The sequence below is a fragment of the Chloroflexus sp. genome (genome assembly GCF_034431535.1).
Lineage (GTDB): Bacteria > Chloroflexota > Chloroflexia > Chloroflexales > Chloroflexaceae > Chloroflexus.
Window position 1 is genome coordinate 181210 of the sequence record NZ_DAOUDC010000049.1, and the last position, 23700, is coordinate 204909.

21 protein-coding genes and 1 riboswitch are annotated in these 23700 nt (G+C 63.4%); of the genes, 13 read left to right on the forward strand and 8 right to left on the reverse strand.

Annotated elements, in window-relative coordinates:
- Positions 1-293 precede the first annotated feature (293 nt).
- The 6 genes from U9R61_RS12055 to U9R61_RS12080 all read right to left on the reverse strand — a co-directional run bounded on the left by U9R61_RS12055 (position 294) and on the right by U9R61_RS12080 (position 8310).
- Positions 294-1604, reverse strand: coding sequence for a helicase-related protein (locus U9R61_RS12055; RefSeq protein WP_322489063.1), 1311 nt, complete (start codon positions 1602-1604; stop codon positions 294-296).
- A 415-nt stretch (positions 1605-2019) separates the two neighbouring features.
- Complete coding sequence (locus U9R61_RS12060) at positions 2020-2529, reverse strand: hypothetical protein (RefSeq protein WP_322489064.1); 510 nt, start codon at positions 2527-2529, stop codon at positions 2020-2022.
- Positions 2530-2534: 5 nt separating this feature from the next.
- Entirely contained in the window at positions 2535-3128 is a 594-nt protein-coding gene (locus U9R61_RS12065) for a hypothetical protein (protein ID WP_322489065.1), read from the reverse strand.
- 202 nt (positions 3129-3330) lie between these two features.
- Entirely contained in the window at positions 3331-3582 is a 252-nt protein-coding gene (locus tag U9R61_RS12070) for a DUF559 domain-containing protein (RefSeq protein WP_322489066.1), read from the reverse strand.
- Positions 3558-5129: a DUF1998 domain-containing protein gene (locus tag U9R61_RS12075; protein WP_322489067.1), complete on the reverse strand. Its 1572-nt coding sequence runs from the start codon at positions 5127-5129 to the stop codon at positions 3558-3560. Before U9R61_RS12075 ends, U9R61_RS12070 begins: the two co-directional genes overlap by 25 nt.
- 40 nt (positions 5130-5169) lie before the next feature.
- Complete coding sequence (locus U9R61_RS12080; RefSeq protein WP_322489068.1) at positions 5170-8310, reverse strand: DEAD/DEAH box helicase; 3141 nt, start codon at positions 8308-8310, stop codon at positions 5170-5172.
- Positions 8311-9408: 1098 nt separating this feature from the next.
- Here U9R61_RS12080 and U9R61_RS12085 point away from each other — a divergent pair.
- Positions 9409-9903, forward strand: a complete 495-nt coding sequence (locus U9R61_RS12085) for a hypothetical protein (RefSeq protein WP_322489069.1) — start codon at positions 9409-9411, stop codon at positions 9901-9903.
- Between the two features lie 55 nt (positions 9904-9958).
- Entirely contained in the window at positions 9959-10240 is a 282-nt protein-coding gene (locus U9R61_RS12090) for a hypothetical protein (protein ID WP_322489070.1), read from the forward strand.
- A gap of 134 nt (positions 10241-10374) precedes the next feature.
- On the opposite strand, the gene U9R61_RS12095 is transcribed toward U9R61_RS12090, so the two are convergent.
- Together U9R61_RS12095 and uxaC are read right to left on the reverse strand one after the other, a co-directional pair.
- Positions 10375-10980, reverse strand: a complete 606-nt coding sequence (locus tag U9R61_RS12095) for a trimeric intracellular cation channel family protein (RefSeq protein ID WP_322489071.1) — start codon at positions 10978-10980, stop codon at positions 10375-10377.
- Positions 10981-11187: 207 nt separating this feature from the next.
- Positions 11188-12597: a glucuronate isomerase gene (uxaC, locus tag U9R61_RS12100; protein ID WP_322489072.1), complete on the reverse strand. Its 1410-nt coding sequence runs from the start codon at positions 12595-12597 to the stop codon at positions 11188-11190.
- Between the two features lie 291 nt (positions 12598-12888).
- On the opposite strand from uxaC, the gene U9R61_RS12105 reads away from it, so the two are divergent.
- From U9R61_RS12105 to hemW, 11 genes are all read left to right on the forward strand, one after another.
- Positions 12889-13410 (forward strand): YbaK/EbsC family protein, encoded by a 522-nt coding sequence (locus U9R61_RS12105; RefSeq protein ID WP_322489073.1) that lies wholly within the window; start codon positions 12889-12891, stop codon positions 13408-13410.
- Between the two features lie 31 nt (positions 13411-13441).
- On the forward strand, positions 13442-13927 hold the full coding sequence (locus tag U9R61_RS12110) for an adenosine-specific kinase (RefSeq protein ID WP_322489074.1): 486 nt from the start codon (positions 13442-13444) through the stop codon (positions 13925-13927).
- Positions 13928-14182: 255 nt separating this feature from the next.
- Positions 14183-15064 (forward strand): DUF2515 family protein, encoded by an 882-nt coding sequence (locus U9R61_RS12115; RefSeq protein ID WP_322489075.1) that lies wholly within the window; start codon positions 14183-14185, stop codon positions 15062-15064.
- Between the two features lie 265 nt (positions 15065-15329).
- Complete coding sequence (locus U9R61_RS12120) at positions 15330-16166, forward strand: GNAT family N-acetyltransferase (protein ID WP_322489076.1); 837 nt, start codon at positions 15330-15332, stop codon at positions 16164-16166.
- A gap of 204 nt (positions 16167-16370) precedes the next feature.
- Positions 16371-17312 (forward strand): metal ABC transporter solute-binding protein, Zn/Mn family, encoded by a 942-nt coding sequence (locus tag U9R61_RS12125; protein ID WP_322489077.1) that lies wholly within the window; start codon positions 16371-16373, stop codon positions 17310-17312.
- A 43-nt stretch (positions 17313-17355) separates the two neighbouring features.
- The gene (locus U9R61_RS12130; protein WP_322489078.1) at positions 17356-18132 is read left to right on the forward strand and encodes a metal ABC transporter ATP-binding protein; all 777 of its coding nucleotides are present in this window, start codon (positions 17356-17358) and stop codon (positions 18130-18132) included.
- Positions 18133-18141: 9 nt separating this feature from the next.
- On the forward strand, positions 18142-19026 hold the full coding sequence (locus U9R61_RS12135; RefSeq protein WP_322489079.1) for a metal ABC transporter permease: 885 nt from the start codon (positions 18142-18144) through the stop codon (positions 19024-19026).
- A gap of 15 nt (positions 19027-19041) precedes the next feature.
- On the forward strand, positions 19042-20136 hold the full coding sequence (locus U9R61_RS12140) for a metal ABC transporter permease (protein ID WP_416208849.1): 1095 nt from the start codon (positions 19042-19044) through the stop codon (positions 20134-20136).
- Positions 20137-20244: 108 nt separating this feature from the next.
- Complete coding sequence (locus tag U9R61_RS12145; RefSeq protein WP_322489081.1) at positions 20245-20916, forward strand: TrkA family potassium uptake protein; 672 nt, start codon at positions 20245-20247, stop codon at positions 20914-20916.
- Entirely contained in the window at positions 20913-22289 is a 1377-nt protein-coding gene (locus tag U9R61_RS12150) for a TrkH family potassium uptake protein (protein WP_322489082.1), read from the forward strand. The genes U9R61_RS12145 and U9R61_RS12150 overlap by 4 nt, the downstream gene beginning before the upstream one ends.
- 7 nt (positions 22290-22296) lie before the next feature.
- The gene (gene hemW / locus U9R61_RS12155) at positions 22297-23478 is read left to right on the forward strand and encodes a radical SAM family heme chaperone HemW (RefSeq protein ID WP_322489083.1); all 1182 of its coding nucleotides are present in this window, start codon (positions 22297-22299) and stop codon (positions 23476-23478) included.
- A gap of 95 nt (positions 23479-23573) precedes the next feature.
- A riboswitch (SAM riboswitch) is annotated at positions 23574-23680 on the forward strand.
- The last annotated feature ends 20 nt before the right edge of the window (positions 23681-23700 follow it).

Genomic DNA, 23700 nt, shown 5'->3' on the forward strand with positions numbered 1-23700 from the left:
TGCGCCCGGCAGAGCCGGACAGCCGTCCGGCTCTACAGCGTCTTTGCGTTTGAATCCGCTGCACCTTGGCCCCCTTTGCGCCTTTAGACGCCCGGCCGGGCATCATGACGGGTTGCATGGCGGGTCGGCATAGGTAGAGACGCCCGGCCGGGCGTCTCTACTGGAAAACGACGACCGCCCGGCCGGACGTCGGGACGGGGGACGACGACGGTTACGTTTACATCGCCACCGGCAATACCACGTACACCCTATCTGATGCTGGCCGAGCGGGTGACGAGCGCGCAGAGTTACGTTTACATCGCCATCGGCAATACCACGTACACCCCCACCACATCGGGCGGGGTTTGTGGTTCGACGCGGTAGGTGACGCCGCGCATGCGGGCGGCGTCGCGCACGCGGCGGTGGGCGGCCAGCACCTGTTGGGCGCGGTCGTGGGCTACCTGATTGAGCTGCGGCCAGAGCAGGTCGAAATGGTCGATCACGCGGCGCAGGAATTGGGTAGCTTGGTCGGGCGTGATATTGGCGTCGGGTTGGGCAGCGAGCAAGGCTTCGGCGGCGGCGGGATCGAGCCAGACGGCGCGGTCGGGCGCGCCGGTGAAGGCGACGGTGACGCATTCTTCGGCGAGCATGGCGGTTTCGTCGGCGGCGCGGCGGGTGATAACGTGGTGGCGCAGGCGCAGCAGCAGGAGTGTGGTGCGGGTGGCGACGGCGCGGGTGCGCATAGCGCCGCAGCGGCGGGCAACGCTCGCACCGAGCGGATCGAGCGCGCTTTCGAGCACGTAGCTTGCTAACCCTTCGACAAACGGATGGGTGCGGCTGAGGTAGACCTCGCCTTCGGCGACCGGCAGCGCACAACGGGTAGTCAGCGTCTCGGCCACGCCGGTGGCATCTTTGAGCGGGCGCGGCGCTTCGCGCAGATCGATCCGCAACGCGCCGTTGGCCGGCGTCACGAGCCCGCCGAACGCCGGCACTGTGGCGCGGACAAACGCCTCGACCTCGGCGCTGCCGCCGATCGCGGCGCGGGCCGCGTCGAGCTCGCGGGCCACCTCATCGGGCTTCAAGCTCTCTTGGGCAAACATCGTGCGCGACCGTTTCTCGCGATCGGCAGCGGCTTCCCAACTGCGAAACAGCGCTTCGCGTTGCGGAACCAACGCTTCGGCGAAGCCGGGCAAGGCCGCCTGCGCACCGGCAGCGGGAACGCCGCCGCGCAGCAGCAGGCCCTCGAAGATCGCTTCGACCACCGCATCCGAGTCAATCGGCGCCGGCACTGACACCCCCAACGCGTTGCGGATGGCGCGATGCTTGCGGATCAAGACATCGAGCACAATCCCATCAATCTGGTTATCCACGCCGTAGTAGGTAATCACGCGCACGGTTGGATCGGGCTGGCCAAAGCGGTCAATCCGGCCTTCGCGCTGCTCGTGGCGGGTCGGGTTCCACGAGAGATCGTAGTGCAGGACGGCGTTGAACTGGTGTTGCAGATTTATCCCCTCGCTGAGACAGTCGGTCGCCACCAACACCCGTTTGGGATGTTCGGCCAGCGCCAGCACCCGCGCTTCGCGTTCGTCGTGGGGCAGCAAACCGGTGACGGCTTCGACCGTCACGCCGGGCAGGTGCTCCGGAGGCCGGCAGCGACATACTCGGCGGTGTGGATAAGCGGTAGAAGACAATCGGGCGGTAGCCGTCGTCGATCAGTTCGCGTACCAGACCAAGCGCCTGTTGCAGCTTGGCATCGCCAGCGCCGCGCAACGCCTCGGCTTCGCGGGCCAGATCGAGCAAGCGTCGGCGCAGCGGCGACGCATCGCCATCCTCACCGGGATCGCTGCCGGGGATGACATCAATCCCCTCGCTGCTCTCGTCATCGACCTGATCGAGCACGGTGCGGCGACCGAGCACATCGGCCTCTTCGACGGTTTCGGTATCGGCGGTGACTGCGCGAGTGCGCAGGGTGGCGGCGGCGGCAGCCGGGCTCGAGGCCAAGGCGCGCAGCAAGGCGAGGGCCGACCACCAACGCACGCGCTAGCGATGGCGATCGCCGCCGGCGGGATCGGCCACCGTCTCGCGGGCGTAGCGCAGCACCCGCTCGAACAAGCGGCGATACCCCTCGCTGAGGCGATAGGTGGCGTCGCGGTCATCGCGCTTGGGGAAGGGCGTATCGGCGTGGAGGTAGTGGCGAATGTCACCGCGCCGGCGCTGGACGAAATGGGCGGCCAAGCGGCGGCGGTGAGCCTCGTGCTGCGGGCCGCTCAGGTCGCCGGGCAGATTGGCAAACGCCGGATCGAGCAGTTCCAGCAGCGAGCGGAAGGCCGCTTCATCGCCGCTATGCGGCGTCGCGGTGACGAGGATGAGATGGCGTTGGCGATTGGCGGCCAGCGCCTTGACCAGCGCGTGGCGCTGGTGCTGGCCGCTACGCCGTTCGAGACTAAAGGCGCAGGTGTGGGCTTCGTCCACGATCACGAGATCGGGGCAGGTGCGCAAGAACTCATCGCGGCGGCGCTCGGACTTGATGAAATCGAGCGACACGATCACGTGGTCTAGACCTCAAACAACGACTGGTCAAGGGCGCAGCGCCGTTCGAGGCGAGCGGCAGTGCCGGGCAACACCAGCTCGGCCTCAAGATGAAACTTCTCGCGCAACTCGGTCTGCCACTGCTCGGCGAGATGGGGCGGGCAGAGCACGGCGAGGCGCTGGGCGTCGCCGCGATCGAGCAATTCGCGGGCGACCAGTGCCGCTTCAATCGTCTTGCCGATACCGACGTCGTCAGCGATAAGCAGACGCACCGGATCGAGCTTGAGCGCCATGAGCAGCAGCACCAGTTGGTAGGGGCGCGGCTCGACGGCGATCCGGGCGAACGAGCGAAAGGGGCCGGCGCTGGAACGGAACCCCAGCCGGACGGCGTCGCGCAGCAGCCGGCACGAGCGCGCATCGCCGGGATAGGCGGGGTCGGGCAGGGCAAAGGTAGCCGGCTCGACCGGTTCGAGCGGGAGGTAGATGCCGGTGATCTCATCATCCGTCCCGCCCAACGGGCGCACGACGAGCAGGTCAGGGGTTGATTCGGGCAAGACAACCCATTCGCGCCCGCGGGCGCGCACCAGCGAACCGGGTGTGAAGGTGGCGGATGTGGTCATAGGGTGATCTCGTCACAGGATGGATGGTTTGTTATATGATACAACACTTGTGGCCCGCAATCACTGGCCCGTGCCAGAGCGAGGGAGGATGCAAAGCCACAAAGAGACACCCAACACACATCAGGACTTTTTTGTGGCTTTTGTGTCTCTTTGTGGCGATTTCCCCCGCTGCGCCTTTGCGGCGCCGGACGCCTGTCCGGCGCTACGGCGTCGCCGGGAGGCCAAACACGAATGGATACTGGGCCACGATCGCCTGCCAATCATCGGTATGGCCGAAGCGGATCACGGTGTACCCCATATCTTCAAGACACGCTTGCTGCGCGGCGTCGCGGGCAGCCCGTTCGGGGAAAAGGTGGTGCGGGCCGTCGATGTACACCGCCACCTGCTCATCGCGATACACGAAATCGGGCCGGGTCTGGCACGCCGCGATCAGGAATTGGGCGTGCGAGGGCAACCGCAGCCGCGGTCGGCGATGAAGCGCAGCCACTGCCGTTCGAGGTCGGAACCGGCTTGGCGCAGCAGCGCGTCGAGATGGTCGGCGCGGCTGCGAGCCGCTGGCGCAGCGTCAACCCGGCTCTGCCCCAGATCGAGCAGCACCTCGCGGATGGTCTGCCGGTCGAGGATGGCATGATCGCGCTGGTTGGTGTAGCTCAGCAGACAGTCGTAGCAGGCCGCTTCACAATCCTCGCGCGCGCGAGGAGCGCGATGCAGGTCGGCACCGGTTACCGGGTCGAAATGGCAGATGCGCAACGCCTCGTGGGCGACGCGGACCAGCGCGTCGGGTTCATCGAGCAGCCGGCTGAGCACGCCCGCCCCGCCCTCGGCGGCCTCGTAGAAGAGGAGCAGCCGGCGATCATCCTCGGAGGGCAGCGGGTCAACCGCCAACTCATTGTCTTCAAGGTGGAAGACAGCTTGCATGGCATGCTTGAGCGCGGCTTGCAACGACGCCATCGCCGCCAGCGAGAGCGGCGCTGCCGGTTGGAAGAGCAGGCAGTTGCGATAATCCTCAACATACGGGATCACGCGCCGGACGCGCTCGGAGATCGGATCATCGCTAGTATCCGCCCGGTCATGCTTTTCCCAATAGCCACGCTCGATATCGAGCAGAAAGCCGTGCTGTTCCTTGACCTTGCGCCGCTTCCAGTCGAGGTTGATCCGCCAGATGGTCGCGCTGTGGCCGTAGGTCAAGCGGGCCAGCGCGGTGTCAGCGCGCATGACGGTCGCAACCCGTTTGGCGACGCCGCGTTGGTCACTCTCGTCGAAGCGCACGCCGGTAATGACCTCATAGCCGATCCGCATGCGCTCCTCTTCATCCGAGGTAATCCGGTCGCGCCGTTTAGTGGCGACGTTCTGCAAGCGGAACAAGCTGCGGAACGGCGGATCGAGCAGTTCGCCGCAGTGGTGGCAGCGATCGGGATCGCCGGCAATCGCGAGCGGATGGAGATAGCCGCACTGCGCGCACCGCTTGGCCTCGCTGGTCAGCGGCTCGTCCTCGCTGGCTAGGGGCATAATGACCTTGTTGATGATGTAGCGCGAGCCTTCGTGGTAGACAATCGCGCGCGGGCCAAACTCGGTAATCGCCAAAAAGCGCGGGCGGGAGAGAAATCCATCGCGATCGCGCTGGCGGGTGCGGCGGGCGGGAAGGTAGGCCGACAACGGCAAGCGCGGGAAGTTGTAGCCGGGCAAGAAGCCTTCGCTGGCGAAGTAGCGATAGCTGTAGAAGTCGGATTGGAGCAGATTATCAACCGCGGTGAGCAGCTTGAGTTGTTGTTCGGCCTCGGCGCGCAGCCGCTCGGCTTGTTGTTTGTCGCCGGCGCTGCGCGACGCATCGCGGATGATCCGATCTTGGGCCGCCGCTTGATCTAGCGCCGAGCGGTACAAGCTGCGCCAGCGGTCACAGGCGCGGTTGAACGCCGCCGGAATCCGGGCAATCACCTGATCAAGCCAGCCGTTGTGGAACCACCCTGCCGCCTGCAATGCCGGACTGAGGGAGGCAAGCACCTGCTTGGCGCGGGTGTGGGTGCGCTATCGTGAAGACAGTTTAATCATAGGCAAGCCAATCAGAGGCAAGCACCTGCTTGGCGCGGGTGTGGGTGCGCTGGCGCGCGCCGGGATCGGCCAGCGCCGCCGTGACGTGCGGTTGCAGATCTAACGAGGGATGGTCTCCCGCAACATCCAGCACATCGCATAGGGACACGCCGAGGCTGAGGCCGGATTCGGCCAGCCAGACGGCATGGATGTGGGCGCGGAGCAACTCTTGGTTGGCGAGATCGAGGCGGGGCGGCGACACCGCACCAGCCACCATCCGTTCGGGCCGCTGGAAGAAATACTGGTCGTGCGGGCTGCCGGTCGAGCAGTAGGTCATCACCAGCGCCGGCTGGCCGCTGCGCCCAGCCCGTCCGCTGCGCTGGGCATAGTTGGCCGGGGTCGGCGGCACATTGCGCAGATAGACCACGTTCAGCTCGGCAATATCCACCCCCAGCTCCATCGTCGGCGAACAGTAGAGGACGGGCAATGCCCCCTCGCGGAACGCCTGTTCGCGGGCTTGGCGATGTTCCGCCGGCACTTGCGCCGTATGTTCGCGAGCCTCGATCCCGGCCAGCTTCGCCGCCACCTCGCGGTAGAAGCGCACGAAGAACGGATTGGTGTGCCCGCCGTCTTGCGACTCGTTCGGCATACGGATAGGGTCGCGGAAGGGGCGGGTTCCATCGCCGGCCACCCAGTACAGGCCGGACGCCTTAAGCTGATAGCCCGGCACGTCACGCGGCGTACTGGGGTGATCGACTACGGCCACCAACCCCGCGATCACGAGCGCCCCAAGAAGCTGGCGGATGATCACCTCGGTATCGGCAAGGCTGATGCGTTCGCCGTACTCAGGAAAGGTCGTGCGCCGGCGGAGCAAGCGGCCAAATCTTGAGCGGGCCGAGAGGTAGAGATTGCCGCCATAATCGTTCGGGGCGCGCGACCGCGGATAGAGCACGGCGGCATGCTCCATCTGCTCGTCTTCATCGAGCGCCCACGGCGCGATCAGGTATTGGCTGCTGGCTTGGCGCAGCCGCTCATGATACGTCTGGTCAAGATAATCGACCTGAATCGCCAACTCGCGCCGCATCACATCCAGCAGCGTCCGCGTCACCTCGCGGCGGGTCTGAGGTGACGCACCGGCAAGGGCCGGATGCGTCACTTGCCAGATATCTTCGGCGGCACACAGCTCAGGGAGCGACTCGTAGTGAATCTCCAGCAAGCCGCACTGTTCAAGGTTGGGTGAGGTAATCCGCCAGCCGCGTTTCAGATCGCGATAGATGCGATACCCCAACACGTTGCGGAGGGCTTGCTTGGTCTCGCGCTCCGCTTGGAAGCGCGCCTGTGGATTGGCGGCGTAGGCCTCAAACGGCAGGCTGAGCACCTCGAACACCCTTTGGGTCAGCTCATCGAAGCGCAACCCGTGCGGCCCAGCGCGTTGGGCCGCCGCATAGATCGCGCCGCGCAGCACGCCAATCTCGACAAAATCGTTGAAGTGGCCGGCTTGCAGCGCCGCGTCTTGGCGATTATCGGTGAAGCTGAGCACCTTCTGCGCCCGGAGCGGCAGCTCTGATTCGCGGAGGGCGTGAATAGCGGCGAGATTGAGAATCGTGGTCGCCGTGCTGCGCCCTTCCGAGCTGAGCGTGCTCAGTTTGGCAAACTCGCCGATCCGGGCCTGATACGAGACGCCGCAGCGCAAACAGAAGCGGAACGGCGCCGGCACGTAGTGGCAGGTGAGCGCACCATCACCGGCTTCACCGGCTGGCGTCACCACCACCTGCTCCGGCACAACCTTCTGCAAATCTTTGCGCACCCTCAGATCGCCGACAGCAGTCTCTTCCAGCCATTCGTCGGGCAGCCGGTCGAGCTGTGCGTCCCTGTCCTCCGGCCACGGCACGTCACTGCTGACGTAGAGATAGCCAACCGCCCGCTCACCAGCATCGTCATCACTCAGCTCATCAGGCGCGCGCGGCGTGAAGTGCTCCCGTCCGGTCTGGCTATCACGCACGCGGAAGACGCTGTAGTACTCTTGCCCGCACTCGCGGCAGAACGCAAGCGGAAACAGCCGTTTGTCACGCGCGCCGGGAACAAACTGCTGGCCATACACCGTGATAAACCGCCGGTCTTCCGGTTCGAGCGAGGCATAGACGGTATCGCCGCGACTGATGAACTGGTGCAGGCGGAAGGCAAACGGGCGCATGCCGGTGGCAGGGTCGGGTTCGCAGGCATAGCCGCCGAGCAGGGTGGTTTGGATGGCGGTGGCGCAATCCGCGACCGGAGCGCCAGTTAGCTTGTGCAGCTTATCCGCCGCGTCGGTGATGCTGCACGGCTGCGCCCGCACCAAGCGCCCGCTGCCAGGTTCGGTGCGCACGCCGAACGTGCTTTCGATCCAACTCGCTAGCGGGTCGGCGGTAAACGCATCCAAATGGGTGGGAGGCGGCGCGGCAGGCGCGCGGAGGCGGTCGCGCAGGGCGGCCAGAAACGCCGGGTCGTCCACTCGCCGCTCTGGCGTCACCCGGCGAAGGATCTCGCCGATCACGTGCTCTGGCGCAACTGGGATGCCGAAGATCTGCGACGCCACCTTCGCCACTTCCGCCTGCTGCTCGGCAAACGTCCCCGCGCCAGCCAGCGTCGCCGAGGTGCCGACCATCTGAATGGGCGCGGAGGCGAACCGATTCTGCGCCCGCCGGATCAGCAGCGCCACATCCGCCCCTTGGCGGCCACGGTAGGTATGCAGCTCATCAAAGACCAGAAACCGCAACCCCTGCGCCTGCACCACCAACTGGCGTTCGAGCGGGCGGGTCAAGATGAGTTCCAGCATCACATAGTTGGTGAGTAGAATATCGGGCGGATGAGCAATAATCGCTTGGCGCGTTTCATCATCCTCTTGGCCGGTATAGCGGGCAAAGGTCACCGGGCCGCGCCCGTTGGGAAACCCAGCGCGGAGAAACTTCTCCAACTCGCCGTACTGGCTATTGGCCAGCGCATTCATCGGGTAGACGATAATCGCCTGAATGCCATTGCCTGACCCGCGCCGCAGCACGTGATCGACAATCGGGACAATATACGACAGACTCTTGCCGGAACCGGTGCCGGTGGTAAGGACATAATGATGGCCGGCGCGCGCCGTGCGTACCGCGGCTTCTTGGTGGGAATGCAAGCGCAACGGCTGGCCGGGGCCGTGATCCTTGCCAAGGCCGGGTTCAGTTGGATCAACGCATCCGGCCAGAGCAACCCATTGGCAATCGCGTCCTCTACCGTCTGGCGGATCCGCGCATCGCGGATCTGGTAAAAGCTGCTGGTGTAATCGCGATACTCGCCAATCAACCGGTCACGGAGCGTAAAGATGTTCATAGCGTTGACCCCTGCAAATCACACGAAAAAGCCATGCAAAAAGTATATCATGGCGATGGCGCGGGTGCAGGGCGCAAGAGAGGTGGATCCGCATCCGATTGCGTTTGAATGGGACAAGAATACACCCGGATTGTACGGATGGACACAGCTTTGCGGGAACACAGAACGGTGGAAATCCGTTCCACCCATGTTCAGCTGTGTGCTATTAATTGACTATTGAATGGCCCTCGCCATCACGCTGCGAGCCCGCATCGCGCGGCTGCGCATCATAGCCCGCCGGTTACTTATCTACCAGCAAGAGCAGTACAAGGCGCGCTATAACAGTGAATATCGCTTGAAATTATCCATCGTGAGGCCAGCCTATGCCCTCCACCCACGGCCACGCCATAACAGTGAATATCGCTTGAAATTATCCATCGTGAGGCCAGCCTATGCCCTCCACCCACGGCCACGCCTTGATCATTGGAGTCGGCAGCTACCAGTATGAGCCGTGGCTGACCGTGCCGATCACGGTGGCTGATGCCGCGGCGGTGGCGACGGTCGTGCATGATCCGCCGTTCTGCGGCTACCCGGCAGGGCAGGTAACGCTCCTGACCAATGCCACTGCGACCCGCCGGACGTCTTTACCGAGCAGAGCGAGATTGTTGATGCCGTTAACGACGATGAGGTGGCACGGTTCATCATCACCGTCGGCGAGCACACGTATGTCTTCAGCCACCAGCGGCTGCGCGAAGTCTTCCTCGAACAGGTCTACCCGGCCAAGGATCGGACCCAGCTCCGGTAACGGTTTATCGGCTACGACAAGCAGTGGTACGTCGACCGCAGCTAGCCCCTATCCAGCTACCTGCGCCAGTTCTGGATCGCCCACCTGCGCGATGGAGGGGAATGGGAACTAATGGAGTGCGTGCTGACGGAGATCGTCCCCAGCGCTGACGGCCAGCGCTTTTACCAACCATGGCAGGCGGCGCGCTCCGCGGCGGAGGGGAGCGATACCGGCTACCTGAGTGACCTCGCCATCCTCTGGGATTGGGCCGAGCGCCGCCACAAACCGGGGATAGCGCTGTGTTGCGCGCTGATCGCAGCCAGCCTGCGCAGCCGGAGCGGCAACCTCACGCCGGAACTGCTGGTGCAACTGGTGCAGATAGGCACGCCGGAGGGCGCGTGGAGCGCAGCGGCGGCATTAGAGACGGTGGCGCACATGCCTGAACCAAAGCGGCAAGCCGCGTGTAGTGGCGCGCTCGTCGAAGCCGGCATCTCACTGCCGTGGGAACGGGCACTGGAGGTTGCCCGCACCATCGACCACGAATGGCACCGCGCCAAGGCGCTGGCCGCCCTCGCCCCCCACCTACCGTCACCGCTGCTGGCCGCGGCCCTCACCGCCGCCCGCACCCATCACTGATGAGCGGTACTGCACCAAGGCCTTTGCCGCCCTCGCCTCCCGTGTACCGCCGCTGTTGGCCGCGGCCCTCGTCGCTGCCACAGCTATCAGCGATGAGGAGAGACGTGCCGCAGTACTGGCCGCTCTCGCCCCGCAGCTCGCCAGCGCGCACGGCGCTAACCCCGCCCTCTTCGCCAAGACGCTGCCCGACCTTGCCCGCCGTGGTCGTCCGGCGCTGCTCGGCGATTTGGCGGCGCTGGCGCCGTGGATCGTCGCGCTGGCCGAGCAGTTGCAGCAGCCAGAGCTGCCGGCGGCACTGGCGCAGCACATCGTGGAAACGGCGCGGTGCTGGCCATGATAGTGGGTGGTGGGATCATTTAGGGGAATCGGACACGGACGCACACGGATGGTACGGATGCACACGACTCTTTTGGGGAATGGGCCGCAAAGCAGTGTCAATCCGTTCCACCCGTGTCGATCGGTGTCCGCTTTCTATGCCCTCCCCAACGCCGGCAGGTGCAAATCGCGGCGGACGGCCAGCAGGCGGAGGATCACGACGACCAGCATGCCTACAGCGAGCGCGATGGATTGCGCGACTCCGAGCGCGCCGAGGCCGAGGTAGACCGCGATCCCGCTGACGGCGGCGGTGGCGTAGATTTCGCGGCGCAAGATCAGCGGCACTTGCGCGGTGAGCACATCGCGCAAGACACCACCGGTGACGCCGGTCATGGTGCCGAGGAGGATCACGATCAGCGGCGGGCATTGGGCAGCTTCGGCCACTTGCGCGCCAGAGAGGGCGAACAAGCCTAAGCCTAACGCATCGGCCACGAGCAGCGGTGTGCGCGGCGCCGGCCAGAAGCGCAGATAAACAACGGTCAGCGCCACCGCTGCGATGATCACCAAGACGTACCACGAATCGCTGATCCAGAAGATCGGGTGCCGGTCGAGCAGCAGATCGCGCAGGGTGCCGCCGCCGATCGCGGTCACCGCTGCAACGACGAGCAGGCCAAAGGTATCAAGACCGCGGTCGCGGGCGGCGATCACGCCACTGGCGGCAAACACCGCGACGCCGGCAAGGTCGAGGTAGTAGAGGAGCAAGGGTGGTTCCTTTCTGGTTAAGCGATACCGGCTAAATGTGAGGAGTGCGGCAGTGTGACTGCCGCACTCCATAAGTAGATCTGCGTCGATCCAGAGTGTATCACACCCGCCGACCAATTTCCTATCCACCGTTCGCCCGATCTGTCGGTGGATCTGCGACGCACGGCCGGGGGCATTGCCGCACGGGAGCCGCTCGGCCGTGCGGTCCTACAGGCGATACGCTCGGCGCGCCAACCCGACCGCCAGTTCGCTGGCCAGCTCGACCGCGTCGTCTTCGATGAGTAGGCCTTCCACCACTTGCCCGGCCAGCCAGTCGCAGCTCACCCGTTGCCAGACATCGTGGCGAGCCGGAATCGAGCAGAAGGCGCGGGTGTCGTCGTTGAAACCGGCGGTGTTAGCAAAGCCAGCCGTTTCGATCACCAGATCGAAGTAGCGGCGCATGCCTTGCACACTGTCAAAGAACCACCACGGCGGACCGAGCAGCACGGCGGAATAGTAGCCGGCTAACGGAGCCAGCTCGCGGCTGTAGGCGCTCTCGTCGAGGGTGAAGAGGATGAGGCGGAAGCGCGGGTCGTCACCGTAGGCGTTGAGCAACGGCCGCAGGTTGCGCGTCCATTCGGTCGCTAGCGGAATGTCGGCGCCTTTGTCAGGGCCAAAGCGGGCCAGTAGGGCCGCATGATGGTTGCGCAGACTGCCGGCATGGAGCTGCATGACCAAACCGTCTTCGCAGCTCATGCGGGCAAACTCGATCAGCATGTGCGCGGTGAAACGGGCCGCATCGCTCGCCGTGACTGTGCCGCACAAAGCGCGAGCGATGATTGTCTCGGCTTCCACCACGCTTAGCCACGCAGTGTACGGTGTCTCGACGCCGTGATCGGTTGCGAGCGCGCCGAGCGCTTTGAAGGCGGCCCGCCGCTGCTCGATGGCCATAATGAAGGTGCGGTAATCCACTACGTCAATGCCGGCCAAACTGCTTAGCCGGCTAACAGTCTCGCACCAGCCGGGGTCGGCCAGCGCGAGCAGGGCGTCGGGGCGGAAGGTGGGGCGCACTTGCGGGAAGCCGTCAGCGTGCAGGCGGCGGTGGTGGTCGAGCGGATCGGTCGCGGCGTCAGTGGTGGCGAGCAGCTCGATCTGGAAGCGGCGGAAGAGCGCGCGCGGGGTGAAATCCGGTTCGGCCAGCCGGGCCGCGATCTGATCGTAGATGCGTTGGGCGCTAGCGGCAGTGAGCCGTTCCGTGACCCCAAACAGCTCAACCAGCACGGTCGCCAGCCAAAGACCGGTAGGAGTGGCGCGAAACAGGTGACTGTGCTCGGCGAAGCGTTGCCAAATCGCGCGGTGATCGGTTTCGTACCACCCGCCATCGCGCGGCGCAATGCCCATTTGTTCGAGCGGCACGCCTTGGCTGACTAACATGCGCAAGATGTAGTGATCGGGCAGGATGAAGAGTTCGGCCGGGGAGCCAAAGCGCGCTGTTGGATCGACCAGTAGCTGCGGCGGCACGTGGCCGTGCGGGCAGACGAGCGGTAACGTTTTGACCTGTTCGTAGAGCGCGCGGGCGAGGGTGCGGCGGGCCGGGTCGCTGCTGAAACATCGATCAGGCGAGAGTGGCCATAGCATACGACCTCCTTATCCAAAGGCGCAGAGCAAGCAAAGGCGCTAAGTAACGCAGAGGGCGCGAAGGTTTTTTGGGAGGGGCATAATCACGCTTAAACTATCTTACCCAACATCCTTTGCGTCTTTGCGTGTTAAATACTTTGCGATCTTTGCGACTGCTGTGTAAACAGATCTTTGCGTTAGGTGAGCAATCGCTCTCGCGCAACCCACCGCGCTTGCGCTACAGTATACCTATCCTTGCGATAGGTGCATATGCGTGGCAATTGGCCTATTCCCAACAAAGGAGGCAGTACAATGAAGTGCCGCGAACGGCTCGAACAGTATCTGCACGACAATGGCGTCGCCTACCATCTTTACCATCACGCGCCGGCATACACCGCGCAGGCAGTGGCTGAGCGCGAGCACGTGCCGAACCAGATGGTGGCGAAGGTGGTGATTGCAGTGGCCGATGGCGAGCTGGTGATGCTGGTGGCACCGGCTTCGCGCCGGGTTGATCTGGCCAAGGTGCGCGAGTTGCTCAATGCCAGCGAGGTGCGGCTGGCGACCGAGGTAGAATTGGCCGAAGCCTTCCCGGATTGCGAGATCGGCGCTATTCCGCCGTTCGGCAATCTCTACCAGATGCCGGTGTACGTTGACGAGACACTGACCGCCGATCCGATTATCTTCATCCAACCGGGAGAGCATACCACGGCGCTGAGCCTATCCTACAGCGACTTTGCCCGGCTGGCGAAGCCAACCATCGCCTCGTTCGTCGCCGAGCACCGGCGCGAAGTGGCGGCGCCGCATAACGACATCAAAGAGATGGGTGCGTGGTAAGCGGAAGGCGCGAAGGTGGAAGGGGTGAGCGATGGAACTACATCTCGTACCAATCAAGAAACCGGCAGAGCTGAACATTATTCTCGGCCAGAGCCATTTCATCAAGACGGTCGAAGATCTACACGAGGCATTGGTCAACGCCGTACCGGGGATTCGGTTCGGCCTCGCCTTCTGCGAAGCGTCGGGCGAACGGCTGGTGCGCTGGAGCGGCACCGACGAGGCGTTGATCGCGCTGGCGCGCGAGAATGCGTTGGCGATCGGCGCTGGGCACAGTTTTCTCATCGTGCTCGGCAACGGGTTCTATCCGGTCAATGTGTTGAACGCGATCAAACAGGTACCGGAGGTCTGCCGCATCTTTTGCGCCACTGCCAACCTGGTCGAGGTGGTGATCGCCGAGAGCAGCCAAGGGCGGGGCATCCTCGGCGTGATCGACGGTTCGCCGCCGCTGGGTGTTGAGGATGAGGCGGGTATCGCGTGGCGGAAAGAGTTCTTGCGCCGGATTGGGTATAAGTTGTAGGAACTATGGAGTGCGGCAGTTTGACTGCTGCACTCCATAGTCGCCGCTTGCCGCGAGCGCGGGAGTAACCCGCTATGGGTTCGCTCGCCCGAAGCAATCCCCCACGAGCGCGAGAGCGGCCCCTTTCCGCATTGCTGTGCCTCCCCCCCCCAGCGGAGGAGGGCTGGGGTGGGGGCCACGCCGCTTGCCGCGAGCGCGGGAACTGCCTGCTGTACCATGAGAGACGGAACGTCGCTTTGTCTATAAGGGAACCCTATGCCCACCAAAACCGACTGGTGCGCCATCATCGATCACCATCTGCCACCGGTTGACCAGCTCGTCGCGCGCAATCGCGCTATCACCGCCGCCTACGCCAGTTGGTATCTGCGCCAACCGTGGTTGTTTCGCTGGGCCGGCTTGGCTGCTTTTGCTTCGGCTCAAGTCGGGATTGGCATCGCACTGGCCGAGCAACTTATGGCACCGCAGCGGATGATCGGCAACGGCGCCACGCAACCGGCCAATGTCACCACGCTCGACCTGCTCGGCGAGCTGGTGGGGCGCGGGGTGAGTCTGGCCCTGCTCGCGCCTACCCTGTTGCATGCCGCCGCCACCGGCCAACTGCTGGAAGACTTGTTGATCATCAAGCAGGCCAACGATGCTATCTTCAACGATACCGGCTGGCCCCATCTGGCCTACATCCACGGCGGGTTGGTCGAGCTTGAGCGGTGCGTTGCCGAGAGCGATCAGGCCATTCTAACAGCGTTTCGCCTGCTTGATGAAGGCGCGCAACGCATGTGCGAACCAGCGACCTTCACCCACGGCTGGGAGTTGGTGAATCAGGCGGCGCTGACCCTGCTACGCCACGAGCAGATGACGATTTTGCCGCCATATATGGCCCGCTTGTCAGACCTTGGCCGCCTGATCGCCTCGTTGGGCACGTGGATGGACTTCACCGGCAGCGGGCCAGTGGGCGGGCCGTCCTTCCCCAACTTCTTTGGCCTACCGGCGGTGTTGAGCGGCGCGCGCAGCATTGCCAACACCACCGACCGCTGGACGTGGATCGAGCGCGATCTGTTGCCGGCGTGGTTTGCGCAGAGTGCAACCTACCGCGCAGGTGGCCCGCTCGATCGGCGGTTGCGCATGCTGGCGGAGAGTTAGGATAGCCACAAAAAGACCCAAACATAAGATCCGATCTAGCGTATACTCTCATGACAACCAACACACCTGACTCGTTACGAGCTGGTGCTTGAGCAAGGGACGCTTGAATTTCGGGTGTTCGACGGGCTCATGACAACCAACACACCTGACTCGTTACGAGCTGAATGCAAGGACGTTCAGTGGCTAAACCCGCACCATTGGCACTATGTGCTGAGAGAAAGGCCGGAGACATCTCGCCTGCCCCTATGAAAGCGCCAATATCACAATGACTCCCAACATCACGATCATTTCCCATTCCGAATGGCCCGCCGTGCTCGAACTGTTTGACCGCTGCAACCACAGCGACGGCATCGTCTTGCCGGTGTGGCTCGATGCCGATCCATTGCCAACACTGGTCGCGGCGCAGATCGGCGAGACCGTGGCGGGTGGTGCGGTGCTGTACGGCTACTTTGAGATCGAAGCCGTGATTGCGGTTGACCCGGCGTGGCGCCGGCGCGGAATTGGCCGGCGCCTGCTGACCCAGATCGGGGAATGGGCGCAGGCGCGGGGCGGAAGCTGGTTAGCGGTGGCTGATGAAGCCGGGCCGGCGGTCGCGCCATTCGCGGCGGCGTTGGGGTTGCAACAGCAGAACATCGAAGTGCAGCTTGCCCTCGACCCGGCCCGGCTACCGCCGCTGCTCGACGTTCCGGCGGCGTGGCACACCCGCCTCGCTGAACCTAGCGATGCCGATGCACTGACTACGATCATCGCCGATGCCTTCGGCGACCCCGCCGCGCAGGTGGCGGCGTTTGTCGCCGACCGCATCGCGAATCCGGTGCATCGCTTTGTGATCGGTGAAATCGGCGGGAGACCGGTGGCGGCGATGCGCCTGCTGCGCAACGAGCAGGGGATCATGATCACGACCTTCGGTGTGCGCCGCGACCAGCAGGGCCGCGGGTATGGCCGGCTGCTCTTGCTGACCGCTTTGCACCATCTGCTCGCCATCGGCTATCACGATATCCGGATCGAAGTGGAAGAGACCAACGTGCCTGCCTTCAACCTCTACCGCGCGTGCGGCTTTGTGCCGCAGCGACGGTACGGGATGTATACCCGCCCCCAGTAAAGCCGCACGCCGCAAAGCGAGCAAAGGCGCAAAGAACGCAGAGGGCGCAAAGCTCTTTGGGATGGTGCTCATCCGCTGCGTCCCCTGCGGTAAAAAACCAACAGCCGCACTCCATATCATCCTCTACGGCTGGAGGTCTCTTGACAGGGGGTAGTTTCTCTGCTATTTTAGGCATGGCTAAAAAATATTTTTGTAGGGATTGATATGCGTCTTCGGCTAGGCTTCATCGTGATCATACTCGTGATCTTAAGCGGCTGCGCCGCGCCGGCAGCCGATGGGAGGATCCGGGTGGTCGCAACCACCGGCCCGATCGGCGATCTTGTGCAGGCGTTGGCCGGCGAGCAGGTGGCGCTGCGCACGATGCTCGGCCCCGGCATCGATCCGCATACCTATGTCGCGACCGAAAGCGATCTGTTTGCGCTGCAAGAGGCCCGGCTGATTCTCTACAACGGTTTGCACCTCGAAGCCGGTCTGAGCCGGGTGTTTACGGCAATCAACCGGAGCGGGCGGATTCCTGCGATCGCTGTCGCGGAAGCGGTGCCGGAAGCGCTGCTGTTGCGTTGGGATAAGGGTGATAAGGTTTACGATCCGCACGTGTGGCACGATCCGCAACGCTGGCGCTACGCAGTGGAAGCGGTGCGCGATGCGTTGATCGCGGTTGACCCGGCGGGCAGTGCGATCTACCGGCAGCGCAGCGAGCAGTATCTGGCTGAGTTGCAGGCGCTCGATGCCGAGCTACGCGTACTGGCCGGGCAGATCCCGCCTGAACGGCGCATCCTTGTGACTGCACACGACGCCTTTCAATACTTTGGGCAGGCCTACGGCTTGCGGGTGGAAGCGGTGCAGGGCATCAGCACGGCCAGCGAAGCCAGCGCCGCCGATATTCGCGCCTTGACCGAATTGGTGGTCACCAACCACATTCCGGCGATCTTCGTTGAGACCAGCGTCTCGCCGCGCACGATCGAGGCGGTGCAGAGCGCGGCTCGCGCCGCCGGTCACGATGTGCGGGTTGGAGGTGAACTCTTTTCCGACTCGCTTGGCGATCCTGATGGGCCAGCCGGGACGTATGTCGGTATGATGCGCCACAATATGCAGACTATCGTCGCCGCGCTCGCGCCTGTGGGTTCGGAACGTGCTGGGGATTGAACCAGCGACAGTTGCACTACTGTACTGATGGAGGAAATACACTATGGCGTTCGCCGTCGAAATAGAAGACCTGACTGTCGCTTACGGCGACAAACCGGCGCTCTGGGATATTGATTTGCGCGTGCCGCAGGGAGTGTTGATGGCGATCGTCGGCCCTAACGGGGCCGGCAAGACGACGCTGCTCAAGGCCACCTTGGGGTTGATCAAGCCGGCAGCGGGCAGCGTGCGCATTCACGGCCAGCCCTACGAGCAACAATGCCGCCTTGTCGCCTATGTGCCGCAACGCAGCAGCGTTGACTGGGACTTTCCCACCACGGTGCTGGATGTGGTGATGATGGGGCGCTACGGCCAGCTTGGCTGGTTACGCCGTCCGGGCCGAGCCGAGCACGAAGTGGCGCTGGCCGCGCTCGAACAGGTGCAGCTGGCTGATTTTGCCCACCGCCAGATCGGCCAGCTCTCCGGTGGCCAGCAGCAGCGGGTCTTCTTGGCTCGCGCCTTGGCCCAGAACACCGAGGTCTACTTTATGGACGAGCCGTTCCAAGGGGTGGACGCCGTCACCGAACGGGCCATCATCCGCGTCTTGCGCAAGCTGCGCGCCGCCGGCAAGACGGTGGTGGTGGTGCATCACGACTTGCAAACCGTGCCGGAGTATTTCGATCAGGTGGCGCTGATCAATGTGCGCCGGATTGCTGCCGGCCCGGTGCGCGAGGTGTTTACCGAAGCCAATTTGCGTGCAACTTACGGTAGCCGGGTGGCGCTGCTGGGTGCGAACGGATCGGCTGGCGCTGTCACCACCCCCACGCCAGCGCCGGGAGATTGATGCGAGCCTATGGAACTGTTCACCGACTATACGCTGCGCAACGTTACCCTCGGCTCAATGCTACTCGGCGCGATCAGCGGCTTGCTTGGCTGCTTCGCGGTGCTGCGCCGGCAAGCATTGCTCGGCGATGCAATGTCGCACGCGGCCTTGCCCGGCATTGCGCTCGCGTTTTTGTTGACCGGCCAGCGCGACCCGTTTACGTTGCTGCTCGGCGCGGCGATTGCGGCGCTGGTCGCTGCGCTCTGGTTGTTGGCGATCGTGCGCACCAGCCGGATTAAGGATGACGCGGCGCTGGCCTTGATCCTCGCCGTCTTTTTTGGCTTTGGCTTGGTGCTGCTCTCGTATGTCCAGCGCCAACCCACCGCTGCCCAAGCCGGCCTCAAGAGCTTTCTGTTCGGGCAGGCGGCGGCCTTAGTCGAACGCGATCTGTGGGCAATGCTGGCGATTGGCGGGCCGGCGTTGGTGTTGATCGCGATCTTTTGGCCGCAGGTGAAACTGATCAGCTTCGACCCTGATTTTGCCCGCAGCCTTGGCCTGCCGGTGCGCCGGTTTGAGGTGTTGTTGACCGGTGTGCTCGTCGCGGCCATCGTGATCGGGTTGCAGACGGTTGGAGTGGTGCTGATGAGCGCGATGCTGATTGCGCCAGCGGTGGCTGCCCGCCAGTGGACGAACCGGATCGAGACGATGGTGCTACTGGCCGCCGGCTTTGGCACGCTGGCGGCGTTTATCGGAGCGTGGATCAGCGCGCAGGGCGAGCGGCTCGCTACCGGGCCGGTGATTGTGCTGGCAATGAGCGCCTTAACCGCAATCTCGCTGCTGATCGCTCCCGAACGCGGCTTGCTCTGGCGACAATGGCGGCTGATGCGGCATTGGCAGGTTGGGAATGGCGAGTGATGAGGTGAGACCATGCTGACGCCACAACTCGAAGTGCAACTGATTGCTGTAATCATTGCCGCCGCCTGTGCCTTGCCGGGAGTGTTTCTTGTGTTGCACCGCATGGCCATGCTGAGCGACGCGATCAGCCATACGGTCTTGCTGGGCATTGTGCTGGCCTACCTGATCAGCAACAGCCTCTCGTCGCCGCTGTTGTTGATCGGCGCGGCAGCGATGGGTGTGATCACGGTCTGGCTGGTGGAAATGGTCAGCGGTAGCCGGCTGGTGCGCGAAGACGCCGCGATCGGGCTGGTCTTTCCGGCGCTGTTCAGTATCGCGGTGTTGCTCATCTCGCGCTACACCGGCAACATTCATCTTGACACCGATAGCGTGCTGCTGGGAGAATTGGCCTTCGCGCCGTTTGACCGGATCGCACTGTTTGGAATTAACCTGCCGCGCGCGTTGATCTTCGGGAGCGGCGCGTTAGTGCTCAACGCGCTCTTGCTGGCGCTCTTCTACAAAGAGCTGAAATTGGCGACGTTTGATCCGGCCTTGGCCGCTACCCTTGGCTTCAGCCCCGCCATCATCCACTACGGCCTGATGACCAGCGTCTCGCTGACCGCCGTCACTGCTTTTGACGCCGTTGGCTCGATCTTGGTGATCGCGTTGATGGTCGCGCCGCCGGCGACGGCCTACCTGCTGACCGACCGGCTGCCGCGCATGATCGGCCTCAGCGTCGCGATCGGCGTCGCCGCCGCGCTAAGCGGGTACTGGGTCGCGCGCTGGTTCGATATCTCGATCGCCGGCGCTATGGCGACCATGGCCGGCATTGGCTTCGGCGCGGCATGGCTCTTCGCGCCGCAGCGCGGCATCGTCGCGCAGGCATTGCAACACCGCAACCGTCGCGAGCGGTTTGCCGTGCAGATGTTAACCCTGCACCTGCTCAACCACGAAGGCGCCGGCGATGCGGTGATCGAGTGCCACCCGCGACACCTGATCGAAGAACTGCGCTGGCCACCGGCCTTCGCCAACGCGATCGTCCGCCGGGCCGAGCAGAGCGGGTTGGTGCGGCGGCAAGGTGACGTGTTATGCCTGACTGAACAGGGCCGGGCATTGGCCCACGACCTGTAGAGCCGCACGGCGGTGCGGCTCCCTGCCCCCCGCCTCAGCCATGCGCCTCATGCGGTACAATGACATCAGCGACAGAAATAACGACGCCATTGAAGGAGGGAGAGTCGCATGGCGCGCAAGCCAAGCCGGCTCGAATTCGCCGTGATCGGCCTTGGCCGCTTTGGACGCAGCGTCGCGCTGAGCCTGCTTGAACGCGGCCACACGGTGTTAGGGATTGATCGCGATCCGAATATCGTTCAACAATTAGCCGACCGCATGACCCAAGTGGTCGCGCTGGACTCAACCAACGAAGATGCGCTGCGGGCGGTTGATATCTTGTCATTCGATACAGTGGTGGTAGCGATCGGATCGCAATTTGAAGCCAACTTGATGACCACCGTCGCGCTCAAGCAACTCGGCGTCAAGCGGGTGGTATGCAAGGCGCTCAACGAGCGGCAGCAATACATCTTAACCCGCGTCGGCGCTGATATGGTGGTGTTGCCGGAACACGAAGCCGGCGCCCGGCTAGCATGGCAACTCTCGGAACCGCACGTGCTCGATCACCTCAACCTTGGCCACGGTTTCAGCGTGGCTGAAGTCAAAGTGCCAGCGCCGCTGGTTGGGCAGACTCTTATGCAAAGCGGCTTGCGCCGGCGCTACGGCATCAACGTCCTCGCCATCAATCACAATGGCAAGATGATCGTCACACCGCCGCCCGATTATGTGTTCAGCCGCGATGACCGGATTCTGATCATCGGCGCTGACGCCAGTATCAGCACCTTCTGCGATCTATCATCATGACCACCCTTGTCAGCGGGAGCAATCTAGCTCGCTTGCGGCGCAAGCCCATCCCTCCGTCGATCCGGATTGTGGGCGGATTAGCGCTCTTGGTTGTGATTGGCACCGGTTTGCTTTTGCTGCCGATCAGCAGCACGCGACCATTAACCTTTATGGAGGCGCTGTTCACCGCGACCTCAGCCTTGAGCGTCACCGGTTTGTCGGTGATCACGCCGGTGCAAGACCTCTCATTAGCCGGCCAAATCCTGCTCATGCTCCTGATTCAGATCGGCGGTGTCGGCTTTATGGTCGTCGCCGTGATTATCTTCCGGTTGTTGGGACGGCGGATCAGCTTTACGGATCGCATTGCGCTGAGTGACTCGCTAGGCCTGCTCTCGCCAGAGGCGATCGTGACGCTGACGCGGCGCGTGCTGATTACGGTGATCGCGATCGAAACGATTGGCGCGGCGATGCTCTACATTCATTGGCGCACTGATCCGCGGCTGAGTGAGGGGCAAGCGCTCTTCTACGCGATGTTTCACGCCGTCTCAGCGTTTTGTAACGCCGGGTTTGATCTCTTTACCGGCACACCCGGCTTTGAGAATGGGATTCCGCGCGACAGTGTTACGTTGTTTGTGATGGGAACGCTCATTTTTCTTGGCGGGTTGGGCATCCCGGTGATTGCTGATCTCATCTCGTATGCTCGCGAACGCAAGCTATCACTGCACACCCGCATTACGCTCATTGTCGTCATGCTGCTCGTGAGTGGCGGCGCAGTCGGGCTTTGGCTGAGCGAGGGGTTCGATGCCGATGGCGCGTTACACGGGCAACCGCTCGATCGCCAGATCATCGTCGCCACATTTCAATCTATCTCGGCTCGCACCGCCGGCTTTTCAGGCATCGCCAATTTTGAGGAATTAACGGCGGGCAGCCAACTGCTGCTCATCGCGTTAATGTTCATCGGCTGTGCGCCGGCCTCGATGGGAGGTGGCATTACCACCGGCACCTTCGCCGTCCTCTCGATTTCACTCTGGAGTTACGCGCGCAACTTGCCGACCGCCCAATTTAGCGGGCGCAGCCTCGCCACCGGCATGGTGCGGCGCGCCGCCGCTGTGTTAACCATTTCGCTCTTCGTGGTGCTGTTCGCGTCGTGGCTGATTGTCACCACCCACGACACCACCCTCGATCGAGCCGTCTTTGAAGTAGTGTCAGCGTTTGCTACATGCGGTTTAACCCTCGGCTTCACCGGTGAACTCAATACCTTTGGTCAACTCGTGATTATTGCGGTTATGTTTTGGGGCAGGTTAGGCGCATTGACGATCATCACCGCGATCGCGCGACCCAATGCGGCACCGCAAGCGGTTGCCTACCCTGAAGAGCAGATTTTGATCGGGTAACGCTGCTATGCGCCATCTCTACCTCCATATCCCATTCTGCCATCGCCGCTGTTCGTACTGCGATTTCAACACCTACGCCAACATGGAGCACCGGATCGCGGCGTATGTTGATGCGCTCTGCGCCGAGCTCGCCAGGCTGCGCGAGCACATCCCGCCGTTGCCGGCCTCGCCCGAAGCGGCGGCGTTGCGGCCTAGCATCTTCTTTGGCGGCGGCACGCCGAGTATGCTCACCCCGGCCCAGATCGAGCGGATATTGCAGGCAGCGGCGGCAATTGTCCCCATCGAGCAGGCCGAAATCTCGCTCGAAGCTAACCCCGGCACGGTGTTGGGCCGCGACTACCTGCGCGATCTGCGCACGCTTGGCGTCAACCGGCTGAGTATGGGGGTGCAGAGCCTGCACGACCCAACCTTGCGCATGCTTGGTCGGATTCACACCGCCGCCGAAGCGCGGGCCAGCTACGAAGACGCCCGTAGTGTGGGATTTGAGTCGATCAATCTTGATTTCATCTTCGGCTTGCCGGGGCAAGACTTGGCCAAATGGCGCGCCACTTTGCAAGAGGTGATCAGGTGGGACGTCGATCACTTCGCGCTCTACTCGCTGATTCTGGAAGAGAGCACGCCACTTTATGCGCAGGTGACGGCGGGACGTTTGCGCATCCCCGACGATGATCTGACCGGCGCGATGTACGAGCTGGCGATGGAGCTGCTGGGTAAAGCCGGCTACCGCCACTACGAGATTTCCAACTGGGTGCGACCACACCCCGCCGACCGACCCGGCGCGCCGCCCACGCTGGCCTGCCAGCACAATCTCGCCTACTGGCTCAACAGCGACTACCTCGCCGCCGGGGCTGGCGCACACGGCCACGTCTTCCCACAGCGGTACGCCAACCTGCGCCCAATCGACAGCTATATCGCCGCAGTGCAGGCCGGCAATCGCCCGATCGCCGAAACCATGCCGCTCACCGACGCCGATCTGGCCGCCGAAACGATGTTTATGGGGTTGCGGCTCAACATCGGCGTCAGTTTCGCCCATTTCGCCGCCCGCACCGGCCAGCCGTTAACCGCGGTTTACGGCGCCACCCTGACTGAACTCAGCGCGCAGGGGTTGATCACAATCGATCACGAACGGGTGCGGTTGACCGATCGCGGCCGGATGCTGGGCAATCAGGTGTTTGCCCACTTTGTGTAGAACCGGCGATCGGGGTCATTTGCCGCTTGCGCATACCCGTGTTATAATCGCACGCAACGTTCGCCTGTCGCCATGGTGCGCCGGTGAACTTCAGACGCTCATCGAGATGGGCTGAGGGACTGGCCCGATGACGCCCGGCAACCCCCGTCAGGGAAGGTGCCAAATCCAGCGGCAATGGACAACATTGGCCGGAAGATGAGAGGAACGACATGATTATCGGAG

What these genes read in the sequence shown, in the direction of transcription:
- U9R61_RS12105 (WP_322489073.1), top strand. Translation starts at nt 12,889, where the DNA reads ATGAAGTGCCGCGAACGGCTCGAACAGTATCTGCACGACAATGGCGTC.
- hemW (WP_322489083.1), top strand. Translation starts at nt 22,297, where the DNA reads ATGCGCCATCTCTACCTCCATATCCCATTCTGCCATCGCCGCTGTTCG.
- U9R61_RS12125 (WP_322489077.1), top strand. Translation starts at nt 16,371, where the DNA reads ATGCGTCTTCGGCTAGGCTTCATCGTGATCATACTCGTGATCTTAAGC.
- U9R61_RS12145 (WP_322489081.1), top strand. Translation starts at nt 20,245, where the DNA reads ATGGCGCGCAAGCCAAGCCGGCTCGAATTCGCCGTGATCGGCCTTGGC.
- uxaC (WP_322489072.1), bottom strand. Translation starts at nt 12,597, where the DNA reads ATGCTATGGCCACTCTCGCCTGATCGATGTTTCAGCAGCGACCCGGCC.
- U9R61_RS12120 (WP_322489076.1), top strand. Translation starts at nt 15,330, where the DNA reads ATGACTCCCAACATCACGATCATTTCCCATTCCGAATGGCCCGCCGTG.
- U9R61_RS12110 (WP_322489074.1), top strand. Translation starts at nt 13,442, where the DNA reads ATGGAACTACATCTCGTACCAATCAAGAAACCGGCAGAGCTGAACATT.
- U9R61_RS12065 (WP_322489065.1), bottom strand. Translation starts at nt 3,128, where the DNA reads ATGACCACATCCGCCACCTTCACACCCGGTTCGCTGGTGCGCGCCCGC.
- U9R61_RS12135 (WP_322489079.1), top strand. Translation starts at nt 18,142, where the DNA reads ATGGAACTGTTCACCGACTATACGCTGCGCAACGTTACCCTCGGCTCA.
- U9R61_RS12150 (WP_322489082.1), top strand. Translation starts at nt 20,913, where the DNA reads ATGACCACCCTTGTCAGCGGGAGCAATCTAGCTCGCTTGCGGCGCAAG.
- U9R61_RS12130 (WP_322489078.1), top strand. Translation starts at nt 17,356, where the DNA reads ATGGCGTTCGCCGTCGAAATAGAAGACCTGACTGTCGCTTACGGCGAC.
- U9R61_RS12115 (WP_322489075.1), top strand. Translation starts at nt 14,183, where the DNA reads ATGCCCACCAAAACCGACTGGTGCGCCATCATCGATCACCATCTGCCA.